This window comes from Novosphingobium ginsenosidimutans (assembly GCF_007954425.1).
GTDB lineage: Bacteria > Pseudomonadota > Alphaproteobacteria > Sphingomonadales > Sphingomonadaceae > Novosphingobium > Novosphingobium ginsenosidimutans.
Map to the genome: position 1 here is coordinate 2355073 of NZ_CP042345.1, position 14925 is coordinate 2369997.

Here is a 14925-nt window from a genome sequence, read left to right on the forward strand (position 1 = left end):
GTCCGGCCGAGAGAGCGCGCCTTTGGACAAGGCGGGCCGTGCTGTCAATGGGCCAATCGACTTGTCGTGCGCCTTCGCGGCGGATAGGAAGCCGCGCCATGAGCGAAATCACCCCCGTGATCTCGGCGACGGGCCTCTATACCCCGCCCGAGACAATCACCAATGACGAGCTGGTCGCCAGCTACAACGCCTATGTGGAACTCCACAATGCCCGGCACGCGGCCGAGATCGCTGCCGGCAAGGTGGAGGAACTGCAGCCGAGTTCCGCCGAGTTCATCGAAAAGGCCAGCGGCATCAAGTCGCGCCATGTGATGAGCAAGGCCGCGACGCTCGATCCCGAAACGATGGGGCCGCGCTGGCCGGAACGCTCGAACGACGAACTGTCGGTCATGGCCGAGATCGGCGTGAAGGCGGCGCTCGATGCGCTGCAAGCGATCGGGCGCGATCCCAAGGATGTCGATGCGGTGCTCTGTGCCGCGTCCAACATGCAGCGGCCTTACCCGGCGATGGCGATCGAGATCCAGCAGGCGCTGGGCATCGAGGGCTTCGCCTTTGACATGAATGTCGCCTGTTCTTCGGCCACGTTCGGCATCCAGACGGCGGCCGATTTCATCCGCAGCGGCAATGCCCGCTCGGTGCTGGTGGTCAGCCCGGAGATCTGCACCGGCCACAACAACATGAAGAACCGCGACAGCCACTTCATCTTCGGTGACGTGGCGACCGCCGTGCTGGTTGAGGCCAAGGACATCGCGCCAGAGCAGCACTGGGAGATCGTCGGCACCCGGCTGAAGACGGTGTTCTCCAACAACATCCGCAACAATTTCGGCTTCCTCAATGCAGCCACGCCGGAAACCATCGGCACGCCCGACAAGTTGTTTGTCCAGGAAGGGCGCAAGGTGTTCAAGGAAGTGGTGCCGATGGTGGCGACGATGATCGTCGAACATGCGGGTGATCTGGGGATCGATCCGGCCAGCCTGCGCCGGCTGTGGCTGCACCAGGCGAATTCGGGCATGAACCGCCTGATCTCGCAGCGCGTGCTGGGGCACGAGGCGAGCGAGGACGAGAGCCCGACCGTGCTTGATAGCTATGGTAATACCTCAAGCGCGGGCTCGATCATTGCCTTCCATCTTCACAACAGCGATCTGGCGGCGGGCGACACCGCGCTGATCTGCTCCTTCGGCGCGGGCTATTCCGCTGGCACCGTCTTCGTGCGCAAGGTAGCCTGACCCATGGCCAACGAGATTCTCGACAATCGCGGACGCGGCGAAGCCACCTGGCACTGGCCGCGCATCCATCCCGAAGCGCACAAATTTGCCGCGATTGCTGCCGTGGCCAGCGCGGCTGCCGCCTTCTTTGCCTGGGAAACGCTAGCCTGGCCGCTGGGCTTCCTAGTGCTGGGCATCTGCGCCTTTTTCCGCGATCCGGTGCGCGTTACGCCGCAGGAAGAGCGCTTCATCGTTGCTCCGGCCGATGGCCTCGTCACGCTGATCCAGCAGGTCGAGGCACCGCGTGAGCTGGTGATTGACGATGGCAGCGGGACCAAGGGTCTGGCGCCGGGTCTGGTGACCCGCATCTCGATCTTCATGTCGGTGTTCGATGTCCACATCAACCGCGCGCCGATCGGCGGCACTGTGCGCCGCGTGGTCTACATGCCTGGCAAGTTCATGAATGCCGATCTCGACAAGGCGAGCGAAGAGAACGAGCGCCAGCATATCCTGATTGAGCGCGGCGATGGCGTTGCGATCGGCTTTACGCAGATTGCGGGTCTGGTCGCTCGCCGGATCGTACCCTTCGTCAAGCCGGGCGACATGCTGGCCGTGGGCCAGCGCGTTGGCCTGATCCGCTTTGGCAGCCGCGTTGACGTCTATCTACCGGCCGGGACCGAACCGCGGGTGCTGCTGGGCCAGAAGATCGTCGCCGGCGAAACCGTGCTGGCCGAACTGGGCCAGACGCTGTTGATCGAGGGCATCAGCCAGTGACCGATCCCACACTGCGCGGGGGTCTGACGCTGCGGGCCATGGTGCCCAATGCGATTACCGCCGCCGCGCTGTGCATGGGGCTGACCAGCATCCGCTTCGCCATTACCGGCGAATGGGAAAAGGCGATCCTGGCCGTAGTCGTGGCCGGAGTGCTCGACGGGATCGACGGGCGGATCGCCCGCCTGCTCAACGCCCAGTCGCGCTTCGGCGCCGAGCTCGACAGCCTGGCGGACAATGTCTCCTTCGGGGTGGCCCCGGCGCTGATCCTGTTCCTGTGGTCGCTGCAGGACCTGCCGCGGCTCGGCTGGTTCGCCGCGCTGGCTTTCGCAATCGGCTGCGCGCTGCGGCTGGCCCGCTTCAATGCCCGGATCGACATGGCGGATGAGCCGCGCAAGGCGGCCGGCTTCCTGACCGGCGTTCCCGCACCGGTCGGGGCAGGGCTTGCTTTCCTGCCGATGTACCTCTGGATTGCGACGGGCCGCGAGGAAGTGCGCGACCCGCTGGTCGTGGGTGCCTGGCTGGTCTTTGTCGGCTTCCTGCTGATCTCGGCCGTGCCGACGCTCACCTGGGGGCGGCTGCGCCCGCGCCGATCGGTGCGACTTGAGCTTCTGGCCTTGTTTGGCTTGGTGGGTGCGGCACTATTGACCGAACCGTGGTGGACGCTGGTTGGGATCTGTGTGGTTTACCTGGCGCTCATGCCGGTGGGCATGGCGATCTATGCCCGGGTCAGGCGGCAGCGCGCAGCGGCGGCTGAGCCAGCACCGGAGCAGCCTTCGGCCTGACTGGCAGGGTGATGACGCGGCCCGCCGGTTTCGCCCCGTACTGCACAATCCGGAACCGCACTTCGCGCGTCTGCGGGCAGTCCCGCCATTCCTGCCGCGCGTTCATTGCTGCCTGCCCGTAACGTTGCCAGGTGGCGGCGATGACGCCCACGGAGAGGGCGAGGATGGTGGCGGCCAGGACGAGAAGCGCGATCATCGTGTCGTTCCTATGCTGCAGGACGCGGCCAACCTGGGCATTGTCCTGTGGACTTCCTGTTGATAACCATGTGGAAGAACAGCGGCTGTTCTCCGATGAGTCGCAATGTTCCCTATTTGTTCCAACATGTCAAGCAGGTTTTTGGCGCCTTTGCGTCGGGCAAATGCTTTTGGGCTGGATTCTGCGCCATTCAGCCGTTAAGGGCGGCCCCGCTCGATCCGGGGATTCCCTCTGGTGACGGCAAATCCACATGGAAAGCACACATACCGGTTCCGCAGCGGGAGCTCCGCACGGTCCCAGCTTTCCAGAGGCAGTAAACCGGAAAGGAATTATCTATGGCGGCTCCCGTCGTCACCATGCAGCAATTGATCGAGGCCGGTGCCCACTTCGGCCACCAGACCCACCGCTGGAATCCGCGGATGAAGCCGTACATCTTCGGCGCCCGCAACGGTATCCACATCCTTGACCTGTCGCAGACCGTGCCGCTGATGGCCCGTGCGCTCGATTTCGTCTCGGCTACCGTCCAGGCTGGCGGCAAGGTGCTGTTCGTCGGCACCAAGCGCCAGGCGCAGGAACCGATCGCCCAGGCCGCTCGCGCTTCGGGGCAGCACTATGTCAACCACCGCTGGCTGGGCGGCATGCTCACCAACTGGAAGACCATCTCGGGCTCGATCAAGCGCTTCAAGGCGCTGGAAGAACAGCTTTCGGGTGACACCACCGGTCTCACCAAGAAGGAAGTGCTCCAGCTGACCCGCGAGCGCGACAAGTTCGAACTGTCGCTGGGCGGTATCCGCGACATGGGCGGCATTCCGGACGTGATGTTCGTGATCGATGCCAACAAGGAAGAGCTGGCGATCAAGGAAGCCAACGTCCTGGGTATCCCGGTCGTCGCGATCCTCGATTCGAACGTCTCGCCCGATGGCATCGCCTTCCCGATCCCGGCCAACGATGACGCCAGCCGCGCCATCCGCCTCTACTGCGAAGCCGTTGCCGCTGCTGCCACCAAGGGCCGCCGCGAGGGCGTCGTGGATTCGGGCGTCGATGTCGGTGCGCTGGAAGAAGCCCCGGTTGAAGAAGCCGTGGTCGAAGTCGCTGCCGAAGCCGCTGCTGAAGAAGCTTCGACCGAAGCCTGAGCCTCTTGGGTTCAGCTTCAGTCACAAACCTGTAGCGTGCCGGGGCCAATGGTCCCGGCCGCCAATTCCATTCAAGAAGGACCAGTTCAATGGCTTACACCGCCACTGACGTGAAGAACCTGCGCGAGCGCACCGGCGCCGGCATGATGGATTGCAAGAAGGCGATGGACGAAACCGGCGGCGATATGGAAGCCGCGGTTGACCTGCTGCGCGCCAAGGGCCTCGCGGCCGTCGCCAAGAAGTCGAGCCGCACCGCGGCCGAAGGCCTGGTCGGCGTGGCCGTTTCGGGCACCAAGGGCGTGGCCGTCGAGGTCAACTCGGAAACCGATTTCGTTGCCAAGAACGACCAGTTCCAAGACTTCGTGCGCAAGACCACCGAAGCCGCCCTGGGTCTGGCTGCGGACGATGTCGAAGCGCTCAAGGCTGCGGCCTATCCGGGCGGCGGCACCGTGGGTGACACGCTGACCAACAACGTGGCTACCATCGGCGAAAACCAGCAGGTCCGCCGCATGAAGACCGTTTCGGTCTCGAACGGTGTGGTCGTGCCCTACATGCACAACGCTGCCGCGCCGATGCTCGGCAAGATCGGCGTGCTGGTCGCGCTGGAATCGGAAGCCAGTGCCGACGTGCTCGAGCCGCTGGGCAAGCAGATCGCCATGCATATCGCCGCGGCCTTCCCGCTGGCGCTGAACGCTGCAGACCTCGACGCCGACATGATCGCGCGTGAACGCAAGATCGCCGCCGAAAAGGCTGCGGAAAGCGGCAAGCCGGCGGAAGTGCAGGCCAAGATGGTTGATGGCGCGGTCGCCAAGTTCGCCAAGGACAACGCGCTGCTCAGCCAGCTGTTCGTCATGGACAACAAGACCCCGATCGCCCAGGTCGTCGAGCAGGCCGGCAAGGCCGCCGGGGCCAAGATCGTGCTGAAGGACTATGTCCGCTTCCAGCTCGGCGAAGGCATCGAAAAGGAAGTGAGCGACTTCGCTGCCGAAGTCGCCGCTGCCGCTGGTCTGAACTAAGCATTCGCCCTGGCATTCCCGGGGCTGGCAAAACAGAGAGGGCTCGCCGTTCGGCGGGCCCTTTTTGCGTGTCCGCTGTTGACGCAGGGGGCACCCGCGCGCCATCAGCGCGGCAAAGCGAAACAGGGAGAATTGACCATGCAGACCCGCCGCCTCGGCAAATCGGCCATTACCGTCACCGACATCTGCATGGGAACCATGACCTTCGGCAGCCAGACGGATGAAGCCGAGGCGCACCGCATTCTCGATCGCTGCTTCGATTTCGGGATCAACTTCTACGATACGGCGGAAGGCTATCCGGTGCCGCCCGACACCAAGTGGGTGGGGCGTACCGAGGAAATCGTCGGCCGCTGGATGAAGACCAAGCCGCGCGATGCGATCATCATGGCGACCAAGGTGTCCGGTCCCAGCCATGTCTGGTTCCGCAGCCCCAAGCGTTCGGGGATGACCGCGCTCGACCGGCGCAACATCATTACGGCGGTTGAGGATAGTCTGCGCAAGCTGCAGACCGACTATATCGACCTCTATCAGACCCATTGGCCTGATCATGACACGTCCTACGACGAGACCATGGAAGTGCTCGATGAACTGGTGCGCGATGGCAAGGTGCGCATCACCGGCTGCTCGAATGAGACGTCATGGGGCCTGATGAAGTCGATCGCCGCGGCTGAGCGGCTTGGCACAGTTCGCTACCAGACGATCCAGAACAACTTCAGCCTCAACAACCGCAGGTTCGAGGATGAGCTGGCGCAGGTCTGCCGCAAGGAAGGGGTCAGCCTCATTCCCTACTCGCCAATCGCCGGCGGGGTGCTGAGCGGCAAGTACCAGGCCGGCGCCCGGCCCGACGGCGCGCGCTTCTCGCGCTATCTCGGCATGGAAGGGCGCCAACAGGTGATGGCCAAGCGCTTCGTCAACGAACGCTCGCTCGCCTCGACCGAACGGTTCATGGCGATTGCCGCCGAAGCCGGCATGAGCCCGACCACCTTGGCAGTGGCCTGGTCCAAGCAGCACGATTTCGTTGCCTCGACCATCGTCGGGGTGACCCGCGAGGATCAGCTTGAGGACATCTTCGCCGCGGGCGACCTGATCCTGTCGGACGAGGTGATGAAGGCGATCGACAAGGTTTCGAAGGAAATCCGCTATCCGATGGGGTGAATTGGGGCCGATTGCCGGGGCTTGTGCCGCCTCGCGGCTTGGCTTTGCGCGGTCCACGGTATAAGGCCGCGCAAACCCCAGTGAGAGCGATGTCGAACCCCATGTCCCAGCCCCGCTACAAGCGTATCCTCCTGAAACTCTCGGGCGAAGTGCTGATGGGGCGTCAGCAGTTCGGGATCGATCCCGAGTTCGTCGCCGAGCTTGCCGCCGAGGTCAAGGCGGCCAAGGAAACCGGCCTCGAGATCTGCCTGGTGATCGGCGGCGGGAATATCTTCCGGGGCATGGCCGGGGCGGCCAAGGGGATGGACCGGGCGCAGGCCGATTACATGGGCATGCTGGCCACGGTGATGAACGCGCTGGCCATGCAGAACGCGCTGGAGCAGCTTGGCGTTCCGACCCGCGTCCAATCGGCGATTGAGATGGATAAGGTCTGCGAGCCCGTGATCCGCCGCCGGGCCGAACGTCACCTCGAGAAGGGCCGCGTGGTGATTTTCGCGGCTGGCGTTGGCGCTCCCTATTTCACCACCGATTCCGGCGCGGCGCTGCGCGCCGCTGAAATGCGGTGCGATGCCCTGCTCAAGGGTACTTCGGTCGATGGGGTCTATGACAGCGACCCCAAGACCAACAGCAATGCAAAACGTTATGATACAGTCGATTACGACACAGTCCTGGCAGACAATCTGAAGGTTATGGATGCCAGTGCCGTCGCGCTGTGCCGTGATAACAACATTCCAATCGTCGTCTTCTCGATCCGCGAACAGGGCAACCTGGCCAAGGTGCTGGCGGGGCAGGGGACGCAGACAATCGTGAAGAAGGGTTAGGACCATGGCCAAGTACGATAAGGCCGATCTCGAACGCCGCATGAAGGGCGCGGTCGAATCGCTGCGCAGCGATCTGGGCGGGCTGCGCACCGGGCGCGCGAATACCGCGCTGCTCGATCCGATCACGGTCGAGGTCTATGGCAGCAAGATGCCGCTGAACCAGGTGGCAACCGTTTCCGCGCCCGAGCCGCGGCTGTTGTCGGTGCAGGTCTGGGACAAGTCGAACATTGGCCCGGTTGAGAAGGCGATCCGTTCGGCCGGCCTGGGCCTTAATCCGATCAACGATGGCAACAACATTCGCCTGCCGATCCCGGATCTGACCGAGGATCGTCGCAAGGAATTGGCCAAACTGGTCCATTCCTATGCCGAAAAAGCCCGTGTCGCGATCCGCAACGTCCGCCGCGACGGGATCGATGCGCTGAAGGCTGACGAGAACAAGAAGGAAATCTCGGAAGACGAGCGCAAGCGCGGCGAGACCGAAGTCCAGAAGCTGACCGACGACATGATCAAGGAAGTTGATACTGTCGCGGCCCAGAAGGAACAGGAAATCCTGGGCAAGTGACGGCCAAGCGCGCCACTGAGGGCGCGCGTCACGTCGCCATCATCATGGATGGCAACGGGCGCTGGGCCAAAAAGCGTCACTTGCCGCGCGCCGTTGGGCACCAACGCGGGGTGGAAGCCGTGCGCACCCTGGTGCGTGCGGCCCGCGAGATGGGGCTTGAGGCACTCACGCTCTATGCTTTCAGCACTGAAAACTGGCGCCGCCCGGAAGACGAGATTTCGGCGCTGATGGGCCTGCTCAAGCGCTATATTGTAGCCGATATCGATGAATTCGTGGCCAACAACGTGCGCCTGCGGATCATTGGCGATCACACCGCCCTGCCAGCCGATGTCGTCGCGCTGCTCGACGATGCACTAGCCCGCACGGCCACTAATGACGGCACCACGCTGGTGATTGCGCTCAATTACGGCGCGCAGGACGAGATTGTCCGCGCCGCTACCAAGGCCGCTGCAAAGGGTGCGATCACCCCGGCAGCGATCGAGGCCGAGCTCGATACGGCTGGCCTGCCGCCGCTTGATTTGCTGATCCGAACCTCGGGCGAAGTGCGGCTCTCCAATTTCCTGCTGTGGCAAGCGGCCTATGCCGAAATGTGGTTCACCGAGGTGCTTTGGCCGGATTTTACCCCGGACCATTTGCGCGAGGCCCTGGTCGAGTTTGGTCGGCGGGAGCGGCGCTATGGCGGACGGTAACGGCAAGAACGCCGACCTGCCGGTGCGGGTGGCCTCGGCCATCGTTGTCGTCGTCATTGCGCTGACTGCACTATGGCTTGGTGGCTGGATCTGGGCCGGATTTGCGATGATCGTTGCCGGCGGCGTGCTTTACGAGTGGCGGGCGCTGGCGCGGGCGTGGAAGCCGTCGCCGCTGAGCGAAACGCTCTGGACGTTGGGCGGAATCCTCTACCTCGCCCCGGCTGCGGCCATGCTGATGCTGATGCGCGATGGCGAGCGCGGCTTTGCCGACGTATTGACCCTGATCGCACTGGTCGCCGCGATCGATATCGGCGCTTATTTCACCGGCCGCGCGATTGGCGGACCCAAGATTGCCCCTGCGATCAGCCCGTCGAAGACATGGGCCGGGCTGCTGGGCGGGATCCTCGGCGCGCTAGCTGTCCTGGTCCTCTCGGCCAAGCTGAGCGAGGCCACACCGGCCTGGTGGCAGGTTCTCGGTCTGGCCGTGCTGGCGGCGATCGTAGCTCAGGCAGGCGATTTCTTCGAAAGCTGGATGAAGCGCCGGGCAGGGGTGAAGGATTCGGGTAAGCTTATCCCGGGCCACGGCGGGCTGTTTGACCGGGTCGATGGGCTGATCGCGGTTAGCTTCCTGGCGGCCTTGCTGGCCGGATTGAGCGTTCTGTGATGCGCGCGATCTCGGTCCTTGGCGCGACGGGCTCGATCGGCGCTTCAACCCTTGACCTGATCCGCCGCCAGCCGGGGCAGTGGCGCATCGTGGCGCTTACCGCCAATGGCAATGCCAGCGAACTGGCAAAACTTGCGCGGGAGTTTGCTGCCGAGATCGCGGTCGTTGCTGACGAGGCCGCCTTGCCCGCTTTGCGCGAGGCTTTGGCGGGCACGAACATTCATGCAGCCGGCGGCGAAGCAGCGCTGGTCGAAGCCGCATCGCGCCCCGCTGACCTGACGGTGGCGGCCATTGTCGGCTGTGCCGGACTGGCTCCGACGATGGCGGCGATCGAACAGGGCCGCTGTGTGGCGCTGGCCAACAAGGAAGCGCTGGTCGCGGCAGGCGAGGTGATGACCGCAGCCGTTGCCCGCACCGGCGCAACCTTGCTGCCGACCGACAGCGAGCACAATGCTATTTTTCAATGCCTTGCGGGCAACAGTTACGATCATGTCCGCTCGATCACTTTGACCGCCAGCGGCGGGCCGTTCCGCGACTGGACGCTGGAGCAGCTTCATACCGCCACCCCGGCACAGGCGGTCAAGCATCCGAACTGGTCGATGGGCGCCAAGATCAGCGTCGATTCCGCGACCATGTTCAACAAGGGACTGGAACTGATCGAGGCGCATCACCTTTTTCCGGTCGGCCTGGACCGGCTGAAGATCATCGTGCACCCGCAATCGGTGATCCATTCGATGGTTGAATACCGCGACGGATCGACCCTTGCCCAGCTTGGCCCGAGCGACATGCGCGTGCCGATTGCCTCGTGCCTCGCCTGGCCGCAGCGGATGGAAACGCCGCTGGCTCCGCTCGATCTGGCGGCGATTGGCGAGCTGACCTTCCGTGCGCCGGATGAGGAGCGCTTTCCCGCCACGCGGATCTGTCGCGCGACGGCCGAGGCGGGCGGGGCGGCCCCGGCGGTGCTCAATGCCGCGAACGAGGTTGCCGTGGCCGCATTTCTGGATGGCAAGCTTGCATTCACCCGGATTGCGGTAATGGTCGAGCAAGTGCTGGCGCGTTATGCTCCGCCCAAGCCTGCTTCGTTGGCCGATGTCATGGCCATCGATGCGGCGGCGCGGGCTGAGGCGCGCAGTGTTTTGGAGTTGGTAACACAGTGACCGAATCCCCTTCCGTGCTGATGATGATCGGTGCCTTCCTGCTCGTGCTCGGCCCGCTGGTGGTGTTGCACGAGCTGGGTCACTACCTTGTAGGCCGCGCCTTCAAGGTGAAGGCCGATGTGTTCTCGATCGGCTTCGGGAAGGAATTGGTCGGCTGGACCGACAAGCGCGGCACCAGGTGGCGGATCGCCGCCTGGCCGCTGGGCGGTTTTGTCCAGTTCGCGGGCGATATGAACCCCACTTCGGTCCCCAATCCTGATGCGGAGAAGGCCAGCCCCGAAGAAAAGAAGGGCATGTTCCAGTTTGCCACGCTGTGGCAGCGCGCGTTGATCGTGCTGGCGGGGCCGCTGATGAACCTGTTCGTTGCCGTGGGCATCTTCGCCGCCTTCAACATGGCTTACGGCGTTCCGACGGCGACCCCGGTGATTGGGGAGTTTTCCAAGGGCTCAGCCGCCCAGGCGGCCGGTTTCAAGGCCGGTGACCGGATCGTCGCTATCGACGGAACGCGGGTCGAGAGCTTTATGGACATTGCTGAGCGCGTCGCGCTCTATCCTGGGCGCACGATCACGATTGCGGCTGAACGGGGCGGGGTGAGCTTTACCCAGCCGGTCAAGCTGGCCACCGATGTCCAGAAGGACCGCTTCGGCAACGAGATCCGCCGCGGGCTGCTTGGCATCCGTCCGGCGGCGATGGAATTCCAGGATGTTGGCCCGATCAAGGCCGTGATGACTGGTTTTGATCAGTCGATGGGTATTATCCGCACCATGGCTGCGGGCATGGTGCAGATCGTTACCGGCGAGCGCCCGCTGGACGAACTGGGCGGGCCAATCAAGATTGCCAAATATTCGGGCGAGCAGCTCTCGCTGGGCTGGCTATCGTTCGTCTCCTTCGCGGCGCTCATCTCAATTAATTTGGCATTCATTAACCTGCTGCCAATCCCCACCCTCGACGGCGGGCACCTGGCTATGTACGCGGCAGAAGCTGTCCGTCGTAAGCCGCTGGGTGCGCGCAGTCAGGAATGGGCGTTCCGCACGGGCATGGCCTTCATGCTGGCTCTTATGCTGTTCGTCACGCTGAATGATATCGCTTCGCTGTCGATCTTCGGCGGCTAAGCGGCAGGAAGGGTAAAACTGCGGGCAAAACCCGGCGACTTTGCTTGATCGGCGTGGCCGCATCGGGCAAGGGCGGCGAATTGCCAGCAGCGCGCCCGCGCTATCGCCTGGGTGGGCGAGGGGCGTTGTGCATCTAGACGGGAACAGCCGTGTCGAAGAACCGAATTGCCACCAAACGTAAGTCGTCCCTTCGCATTGCCGCGGTGCTGCTGGGCACCTCGATCCTTGCCGGACTGCCGCAAGCAGCCCAGGCCCAGGAAGCGCCGGCTGCTCCGGCCGAAGCGCCCGCCACGATCCAGTCGATCGCCGTGTCGGGCTCGCAGCGGCTCGAGCCTGATACGATCCGCTCCTATATCAAGCTGCGCGTCGGCCAGGCCTATACCCAGCAGGCCGCTGACCAGGCGCTGAAGGATCTGTTCGCGACCGAGCTGTTTTCCGACGTCCAGATCCGCAACGATGGCGGCAACGTGACCATCACGGTCAAGGAAAACCCGGTCATCAACCGCATCATCCTGGAAGGGAACAAGCGGCTGAAGGAGGACAAGATCCTCCCCGAAATCAAGCTGGCGCCGCGCCAGATCTTCACACGATCCAAGGTCCGGGCCGACGTTGCCCGCATCATCGAGCTCTATAAGCGCCAGGGCCGCTTTGCTGCCTCGGTCGAGCCGAAGATGGTGCTGCTTGATCAGAACCGCGTCGACATCGTCTTCGAAATCCAGGAAGGCCCGAAGTCCAAGGTCCGCAAAATCAACATCATCGGCAATGAAATGTTCGATGATGGCGACCTGAAGGACGAGATGGTCACCAAGGAAACCGGGCTGACCAAGATCTTCAGCTCGGGCACCAGCTATGACCCGGACCGGATGGCCTTTGACCAGCAGAAGCTGCGCCAGTTCTATCTGACCAAGGGTTATGCCGATTTCCGCATCGTTTCGGCCGTGGCGGAACTGACGCCGGACAAGAAGGACTTCATCCTGACCTACGTGGTCGAGGAAGGACAGCGCTACAAGTTTGGCGACGTCAAGGTCGACAGCCAGCTGCGCGACTTTGACAGCGATCGCCTCGCCGCCCAGCTGCCGATGAAGAAGGGTGACTGGTACGATGCCAAGATGGTGGAAGACACCATCGAAAAGCTCAATGAAACGGCCGGTGCCTTTGGCTATGCCTTTGCCGACGTCCGCCCCAACTACGATCGCAACAAAGATGATCTCAGCATGGGGATCACCTTCCAGATCGCCGAGGCGCCGCGCGTCTATGTCGAAAAGATCGACGTCAACGGCAATACGCTGACCCAGGACAAGGTGGTCCGCCGCGAGTTCCGCCTGGCCGAGGGCGACGCGTTTAACTCGCTCCAGGTTAAGCGTTCGACCAGCCGCATCAACTCGCTCGGCTATTTCCAGGAAAAGTTCGAGATCGAGCAGAAGCCGGGTTCGGCGCCTGATCGGATCGTGCTTGAAGCCAATGTCGAGGAAAAGCCGACCGGCGAACTCCAGCTTTCGGCCGGTTACTCCAGCCTTGAAAAGCTGATATTCCAGGGATCGGTCCAGCAGCGTAACTTCCGTGGCCGCGGCCAGACCATCGGTCTGTCGCTCAGCTATTCGAACTATTCGAAGAGCGCTGAAATCAGCTTTACCGAACCCTACCTGTTCGATCGCAACGTTTCGCTGGGCTTCAACGTCTATCGCCGCGATTACAACAGCTTCAACTACCTCAACAACGATCGCAACACGACCTACAAGCAGGCAACCACCGGCTTCCAGCTGCGCGCGGGGATCCCGCTGACCGAATATGTCTCGGCGGTCGGCAGCTATACGTTCAACATTGATGATGTGACGCTCGATAAGGCGCAGTTCTTTACCAACCGGCAGAATCCGCCGACTTTCGAGTGCGACCCACTGCTGGCCGGCCGTTACCTTTGCGAAGCGATCGGCAAGCGCACCAGCTCGATCCTGGGTCTGTCGCTGATCTACGATTCACTCGACAGTCGCGTGCGTCCGTCGCGCGGTCGGGCCGCTTCGGTCACGGCCGAGTTCGCCGGGCTTGGCGGCTCGGTCAAGTACGGCCGCCTGCGCGCCAATGCCGCGCAGTATTGGCCGCTGGCCAAGGGCTGGATCTTCTCGGTTCGCGGCGAGGGCGGCCTGATCAAGTCGTTCGAGAACCGCGGCGCCGGGGTTGATCCGGTTCGCCTGACCGACCGCTTCTACCTGGGCGAGCCGGAAATGCGCGGGTTTGACATCCGCGGGGTTGGTCCGCGCGTCATCCGCCAATCGATCATTGCCGATGCCAACGGTAATCCGCAGGTCATCACCGATCGCAATTCGGTGATCGATGACGCGCTGGGCGGCCGCTATTACTACCTGGGTCACCTCGAACTCGAGATTCCGCTCGGTTCGGGCGCGCGTGAGCTGGGCCTGCGCCCATCGATCTTCCTCGATGCCGGGGCAGTCTGGGGCGTAAAGCGCCCGCTCCTCCAAAGCAGCCCGTTCCCGAACGGAATTTTCATTCCGGCCCGCGATTCCACGGGCAATGCGCTGTACCAGCAGGTCGATACGGTCACCCAGACCACCAACACCGATGGTACTACCTCATGCACGATTGCCACCGTTTCGCAGGTTACCAGCCCGACCAGCGCGGTCGTGCTGCCGTGCGTTCCCACTGGTCTGACGGCCGGTGTCAACACGGCCCTGGGCAGCAGCGTCGCGCCGTTCCAGGAAATCTTCCAGGGCAATTCGCCGCGGCCGCGCGTTTCGATCGGCATCGGGGTTAACTGGAACTCGCCGTTCGGGCCGTTCCGCATCGATTTCGCCAAGGTGCTGCTGAAGCGGCCCGGGGACGATACCAAGAGCTTCACTTTCAACGTGGGAACACAATTCTGATGAAACTGATCCGTAATTCGGCGCTGGTCGCCGCGATCTCGCTTGCCGCGCTTTCGGCCAATCCGGCGCTGGCCCAGAAGAACAAGGACAAGAACAAGGACCAGGAAGCCGCGGCGGCTCCGGCCGCTGCGCCGGTCAGCAATGTCGTGCAGGGGATTGCCGTGGCGAACTTGCAGGCGGCGATTGCCAATGCCGATGCGTTCCGCATTGCCCAGCAGCAGCGACCGGTGACCTACAAGCCGCAGCTTGATCAGGCTCAGGCCCGCGGGAACGCACTGGAAGCCCAGATCAAGCCGATGATCGACCGCTTCAACGCAGCCCGCCAGGGCACGTTGACCCCGGCTCTGCAGACCCAGCTCCAGGGCCAGGCCCGCGCGATCCAGGAGTTGCAGGAAAAGGGCAAGCAGGAAATCCAGCAGATTCTGCTGCCGGTCGCCCTTTCGGAAGCCTTCGTCAACGAGCAGCTGGAAGAGAAGCTCGACCAGGCGGTCCAGAAGGCCATGGAAAAGAGCAAGGTCAGCCTGTTGCTGCAGCCCGGTGCCGTGGTGGCGCGCGCCAATGCCTATGACCTGACGGATGAGATCGTGACCGAACTCAACGCCCTGCTGCCGACCGCGCAGCTGGTGCCGCCGCAGGGTTGGGAACCGCGCGAAATCCGTGAAGCCCGTGCACAGCAAGCGGCTCAGCAGGGCGCAGCTCGTCCAGCCGCCGCGCCTGCACCGGCTGCAGCGGCTCCGGCCAAGCCGGCTGGCCCGCAGCCCGAAGGCCGCTAAGCGCATCGCC

At 63.4% G+C, this 14925-nt stretch carries 15 protein-coding genes; 14 read left to right on the forward strand and 1 reads right to left on the reverse strand.

The window, feature by feature from the left end:
• Positions 1 to 98 precede the first annotated feature (98 nt).
• The 3 genes from FRF71_RS11630 to FRF71_RS11640 are packed head-to-tail and all read left to right on the forward strand — an operon-like array spanning position 99 to position 2761.
• Entirely contained in the window at positions 99 to 1226 is a 1128-nt protein-coding gene (locus FRF71_RS11630) for a beta-ketoacyl-ACP synthase III (RefSeq protein ID WP_147090808.1), read from the forward strand.
• 3 nt (positions 1227 to 1229) lie between these two features.
• The gene (locus tag FRF71_RS11635; RefSeq protein ID WP_147090809.1) at positions 1230 to 1979 is read left to right on the forward strand and encodes a phosphatidylserine decarboxylase; all 750 of its coding nucleotides are present in this window, start codon (positions 1230 to 1232) and stop codon (positions 1977 to 1979) included.
• Positions 1980 to 2017: 38 nt separating this feature from the next.
• Positions 2018 to 2761 (forward strand): CDP-alcohol phosphatidyltransferase family protein, encoded by a 744-nt coding sequence (locus FRF71_RS11640; RefSeq protein WP_147091642.1) that lies wholly within the window; start codon positions 2018 to 2020, stop codon positions 2759 to 2761.
• On the opposite strand, the gene FRF71_RS11645 is transcribed toward FRF71_RS11640, so the two are convergent.
• Complete coding sequence (locus FRF71_RS11645) at positions 2706 to 2957, reverse strand: hypothetical protein (RefSeq protein ID WP_147090810.1); 252 nt, start codon at positions 2955 to 2957, stop codon at positions 2706 to 2708. The genes FRF71_RS11640 and FRF71_RS11645 overlap by 56 nt on opposite strands.
• A 335-nt stretch (positions 2958 to 3292) precedes the next feature.
• Between FRF71_RS11645 and rpsB the strand changes: the two genes are divergently transcribed.
• From rpsB to FRF71_RS11700, 11 genes are all read left to right on the forward strand, one after another.
• Positions 3293 to 4090, forward strand: coding sequence for a 30S ribosomal protein S2 (gene rpsB, locus FRF71_RS11650; RefSeq protein WP_147090811.1), 798 nt, complete (start codon positions 3293 to 3295; stop codon positions 4088 to 4090).
• Between the two features lie 89 nt (positions 4091 to 4179).
• The gene (gene tsf, locus FRF71_RS11655) at positions 4180 to 5106 is read left to right on the forward strand and encodes a translation elongation factor Ts (RefSeq protein WP_147090812.1); all 927 of its coding nucleotides are present in this window, start codon (positions 4180 to 4182) and stop codon (positions 5104 to 5106) included.
• 138 nt (positions 5107 to 5244) lie between these two features.
• Positions 5245 to 6261 (forward strand): aldo/keto reductase, encoded by a 1017-nt coding sequence (locus FRF71_RS11660; protein ID WP_147090813.1) that lies wholly within the window; start codon positions 5245 to 5247, stop codon positions 6259 to 6261.
• 101 nt (positions 6262 to 6362) lie between these two features.
• Positions 6363 to 7082: a UMP kinase gene (pyrH, locus tag FRF71_RS11665; RefSeq protein WP_147090814.1), complete on the forward strand. Its 720-nt coding sequence runs from the start codon at positions 6363 to 6365 to the stop codon at positions 7080 to 7082.
• A gap of 4 nt (positions 7083 to 7086) precedes the next feature.
• Positions 7087 to 7644 (forward strand): ribosome recycling factor, encoded by a 558-nt coding sequence (gene frr / locus FRF71_RS11670; protein WP_147090815.1) that lies wholly within the window; start codon positions 7087 to 7089, stop codon positions 7642 to 7644.
• A 44-nt stretch (positions 7645 to 7688) separates the two neighbouring features.
• Complete coding sequence (gene uppS / locus FRF71_RS11675) at positions 7689 to 8333, forward strand: polyprenyl diphosphate synthase (RefSeq protein WP_147091643.1); 645 nt, start codon at positions 7689 to 7691, stop codon at positions 8331 to 8333.
• Positions 8320 to 8997 carry a phosphatidate cytidylyltransferase gene (locus FRF71_RS11680; RefSeq protein ID WP_147090816.1) on the forward strand — a complete coding sequence of 226 codons (678 nt, stop codon included), beginning with the start codon at positions 8320 to 8322 and terminating at the stop codon, positions 8995 to 8997. Before uppS ends, FRF71_RS11680 begins: the two co-directional genes overlap by 14 nt.
• Positions 8997 to 10154 (forward strand): 1-deoxy-D-xylulose-5-phosphate reductoisomerase, encoded by a 1158-nt coding sequence (locus FRF71_RS11685; RefSeq protein ID WP_147090817.1) that lies wholly within the window; start codon positions 8997 to 8999, stop codon positions 10152 to 10154. Before FRF71_RS11680 ends, FRF71_RS11685 begins: the two co-directional genes overlap by 1 nt.
• A complete protein-coding gene (gene rseP, locus FRF71_RS11690; RefSeq protein ID WP_337678486.1) occupies positions 10151 to 11266 on the forward strand; it encodes an RIP metalloprotease RseP in 1116 nt (371 codons plus the stop codon). The genes FRF71_RS11685 and rseP overlap by 4 nt, the downstream gene beginning before the upstream one ends.
• 149 nt (positions 11267 to 11415) lie before the next feature.
• A complete protein-coding gene (bamA, locus tag FRF71_RS11695) occupies positions 11416 to 14142 on the forward strand; it encodes an outer membrane protein assembly factor BamA (RefSeq protein WP_147090818.1) in 2727 nt (908 codons plus the stop codon).
• On the forward strand, positions 14142 to 14915 hold the full coding sequence (locus tag FRF71_RS11700; RefSeq protein ID WP_192900008.1) for an OmpH family outer membrane protein: 774 nt from the start codon (positions 14142 to 14144) through the stop codon (positions 14913 to 14915). Before bamA ends, FRF71_RS11700 begins: the two co-directional genes overlap by 1 nt.
• Positions 14916 to 14925 lie beyond the last annotated feature (10 nt).

What these genes read in the sequence shown, in the direction of transcription:
- FRF71_RS11630 (WP_147090808.1), top strand. Translation starts at nt 99, where the DNA reads ATGAGCGAAATCACCCCCGTGATCTCGGCGACGGGCCTCTATACCCCG.
- FRF71_RS11635 (WP_147090809.1), top strand. Translation starts at nt 1,230, where the DNA reads ATGGCCAACGAGATTCTCGACAATCGCGGACGCGGCGAAGCCACCTGG.
- FRF71_RS11640 (WP_147091642.1), top strand. Translation starts at nt 2,018, where the DNA reads ATGGTGCCCAATGCGATTACCGCCGCCGCGCTGTGCATGGGGCTGACC.
- FRF71_RS11645 (WP_147090810.1), bottom strand. Translation starts at nt 2,957, where the DNA reads ATGATCGCGCTTCTCGTCCTGGCCGCCACCATCCTCGCCCTCTCCGTG.
- rpsB (WP_147090811.1), top strand. Translation starts at nt 3,293, where the DNA reads ATGGCGGCTCCCGTCGTCACCATGCAGCAATTGATCGAGGCCGGTGCC.
- tsf (WP_147090812.1), top strand. Translation starts at nt 4,180, where the DNA reads ATGGCTTACACCGCCACTGACGTGAAGAACCTGCGCGAGCGCACCGGC.
- FRF71_RS11660 (WP_147090813.1), top strand. Translation starts at nt 5,245, where the DNA reads ATGCAGACCCGCCGCCTCGGCAAATCGGCCATTACCGTCACCGACATC.
- pyrH (WP_147090814.1), top strand. Translation starts at nt 6,363, where the DNA reads ATGTCCCAGCCCCGCTACAAGCGTATCCTCCTGAAACTCTCGGGCGAA.
- frr (WP_147090815.1), top strand. Translation starts at nt 7,087, where the DNA reads ATGGCCAAGTACGATAAGGCCGATCTCGAACGCCGCATGAAGGGCGCG.
- uppS (WP_147091643.1), top strand. Translation starts at nt 7,689, where the DNA reads ATGGATGGCAACGGGCGCTGGGCCAAAAAGCGTCACTTGCCGCGCGCC.
- FRF71_RS11680 (WP_147090816.1), top strand. Translation starts at nt 8,320, where the DNA reads ATGGCGGACGGTAACGGCAAGAACGCCGACCTGCCGGTGCGGGTGGCC.
- FRF71_RS11685 (WP_147090817.1), top strand. Translation starts at nt 8,997, where the DNA reads ATGCGCGCGATCTCGGTCCTTGGCGCGACGGGCTCGATCGGCGCTTCA.
- FRF71_RS11700 (WP_192900008.1), top strand. Translation starts at nt 14,142, where the DNA reads ATGAAACTGATCCGTAATTCGGCGCTGGTCGCCGCGATCTCGCTTGCC.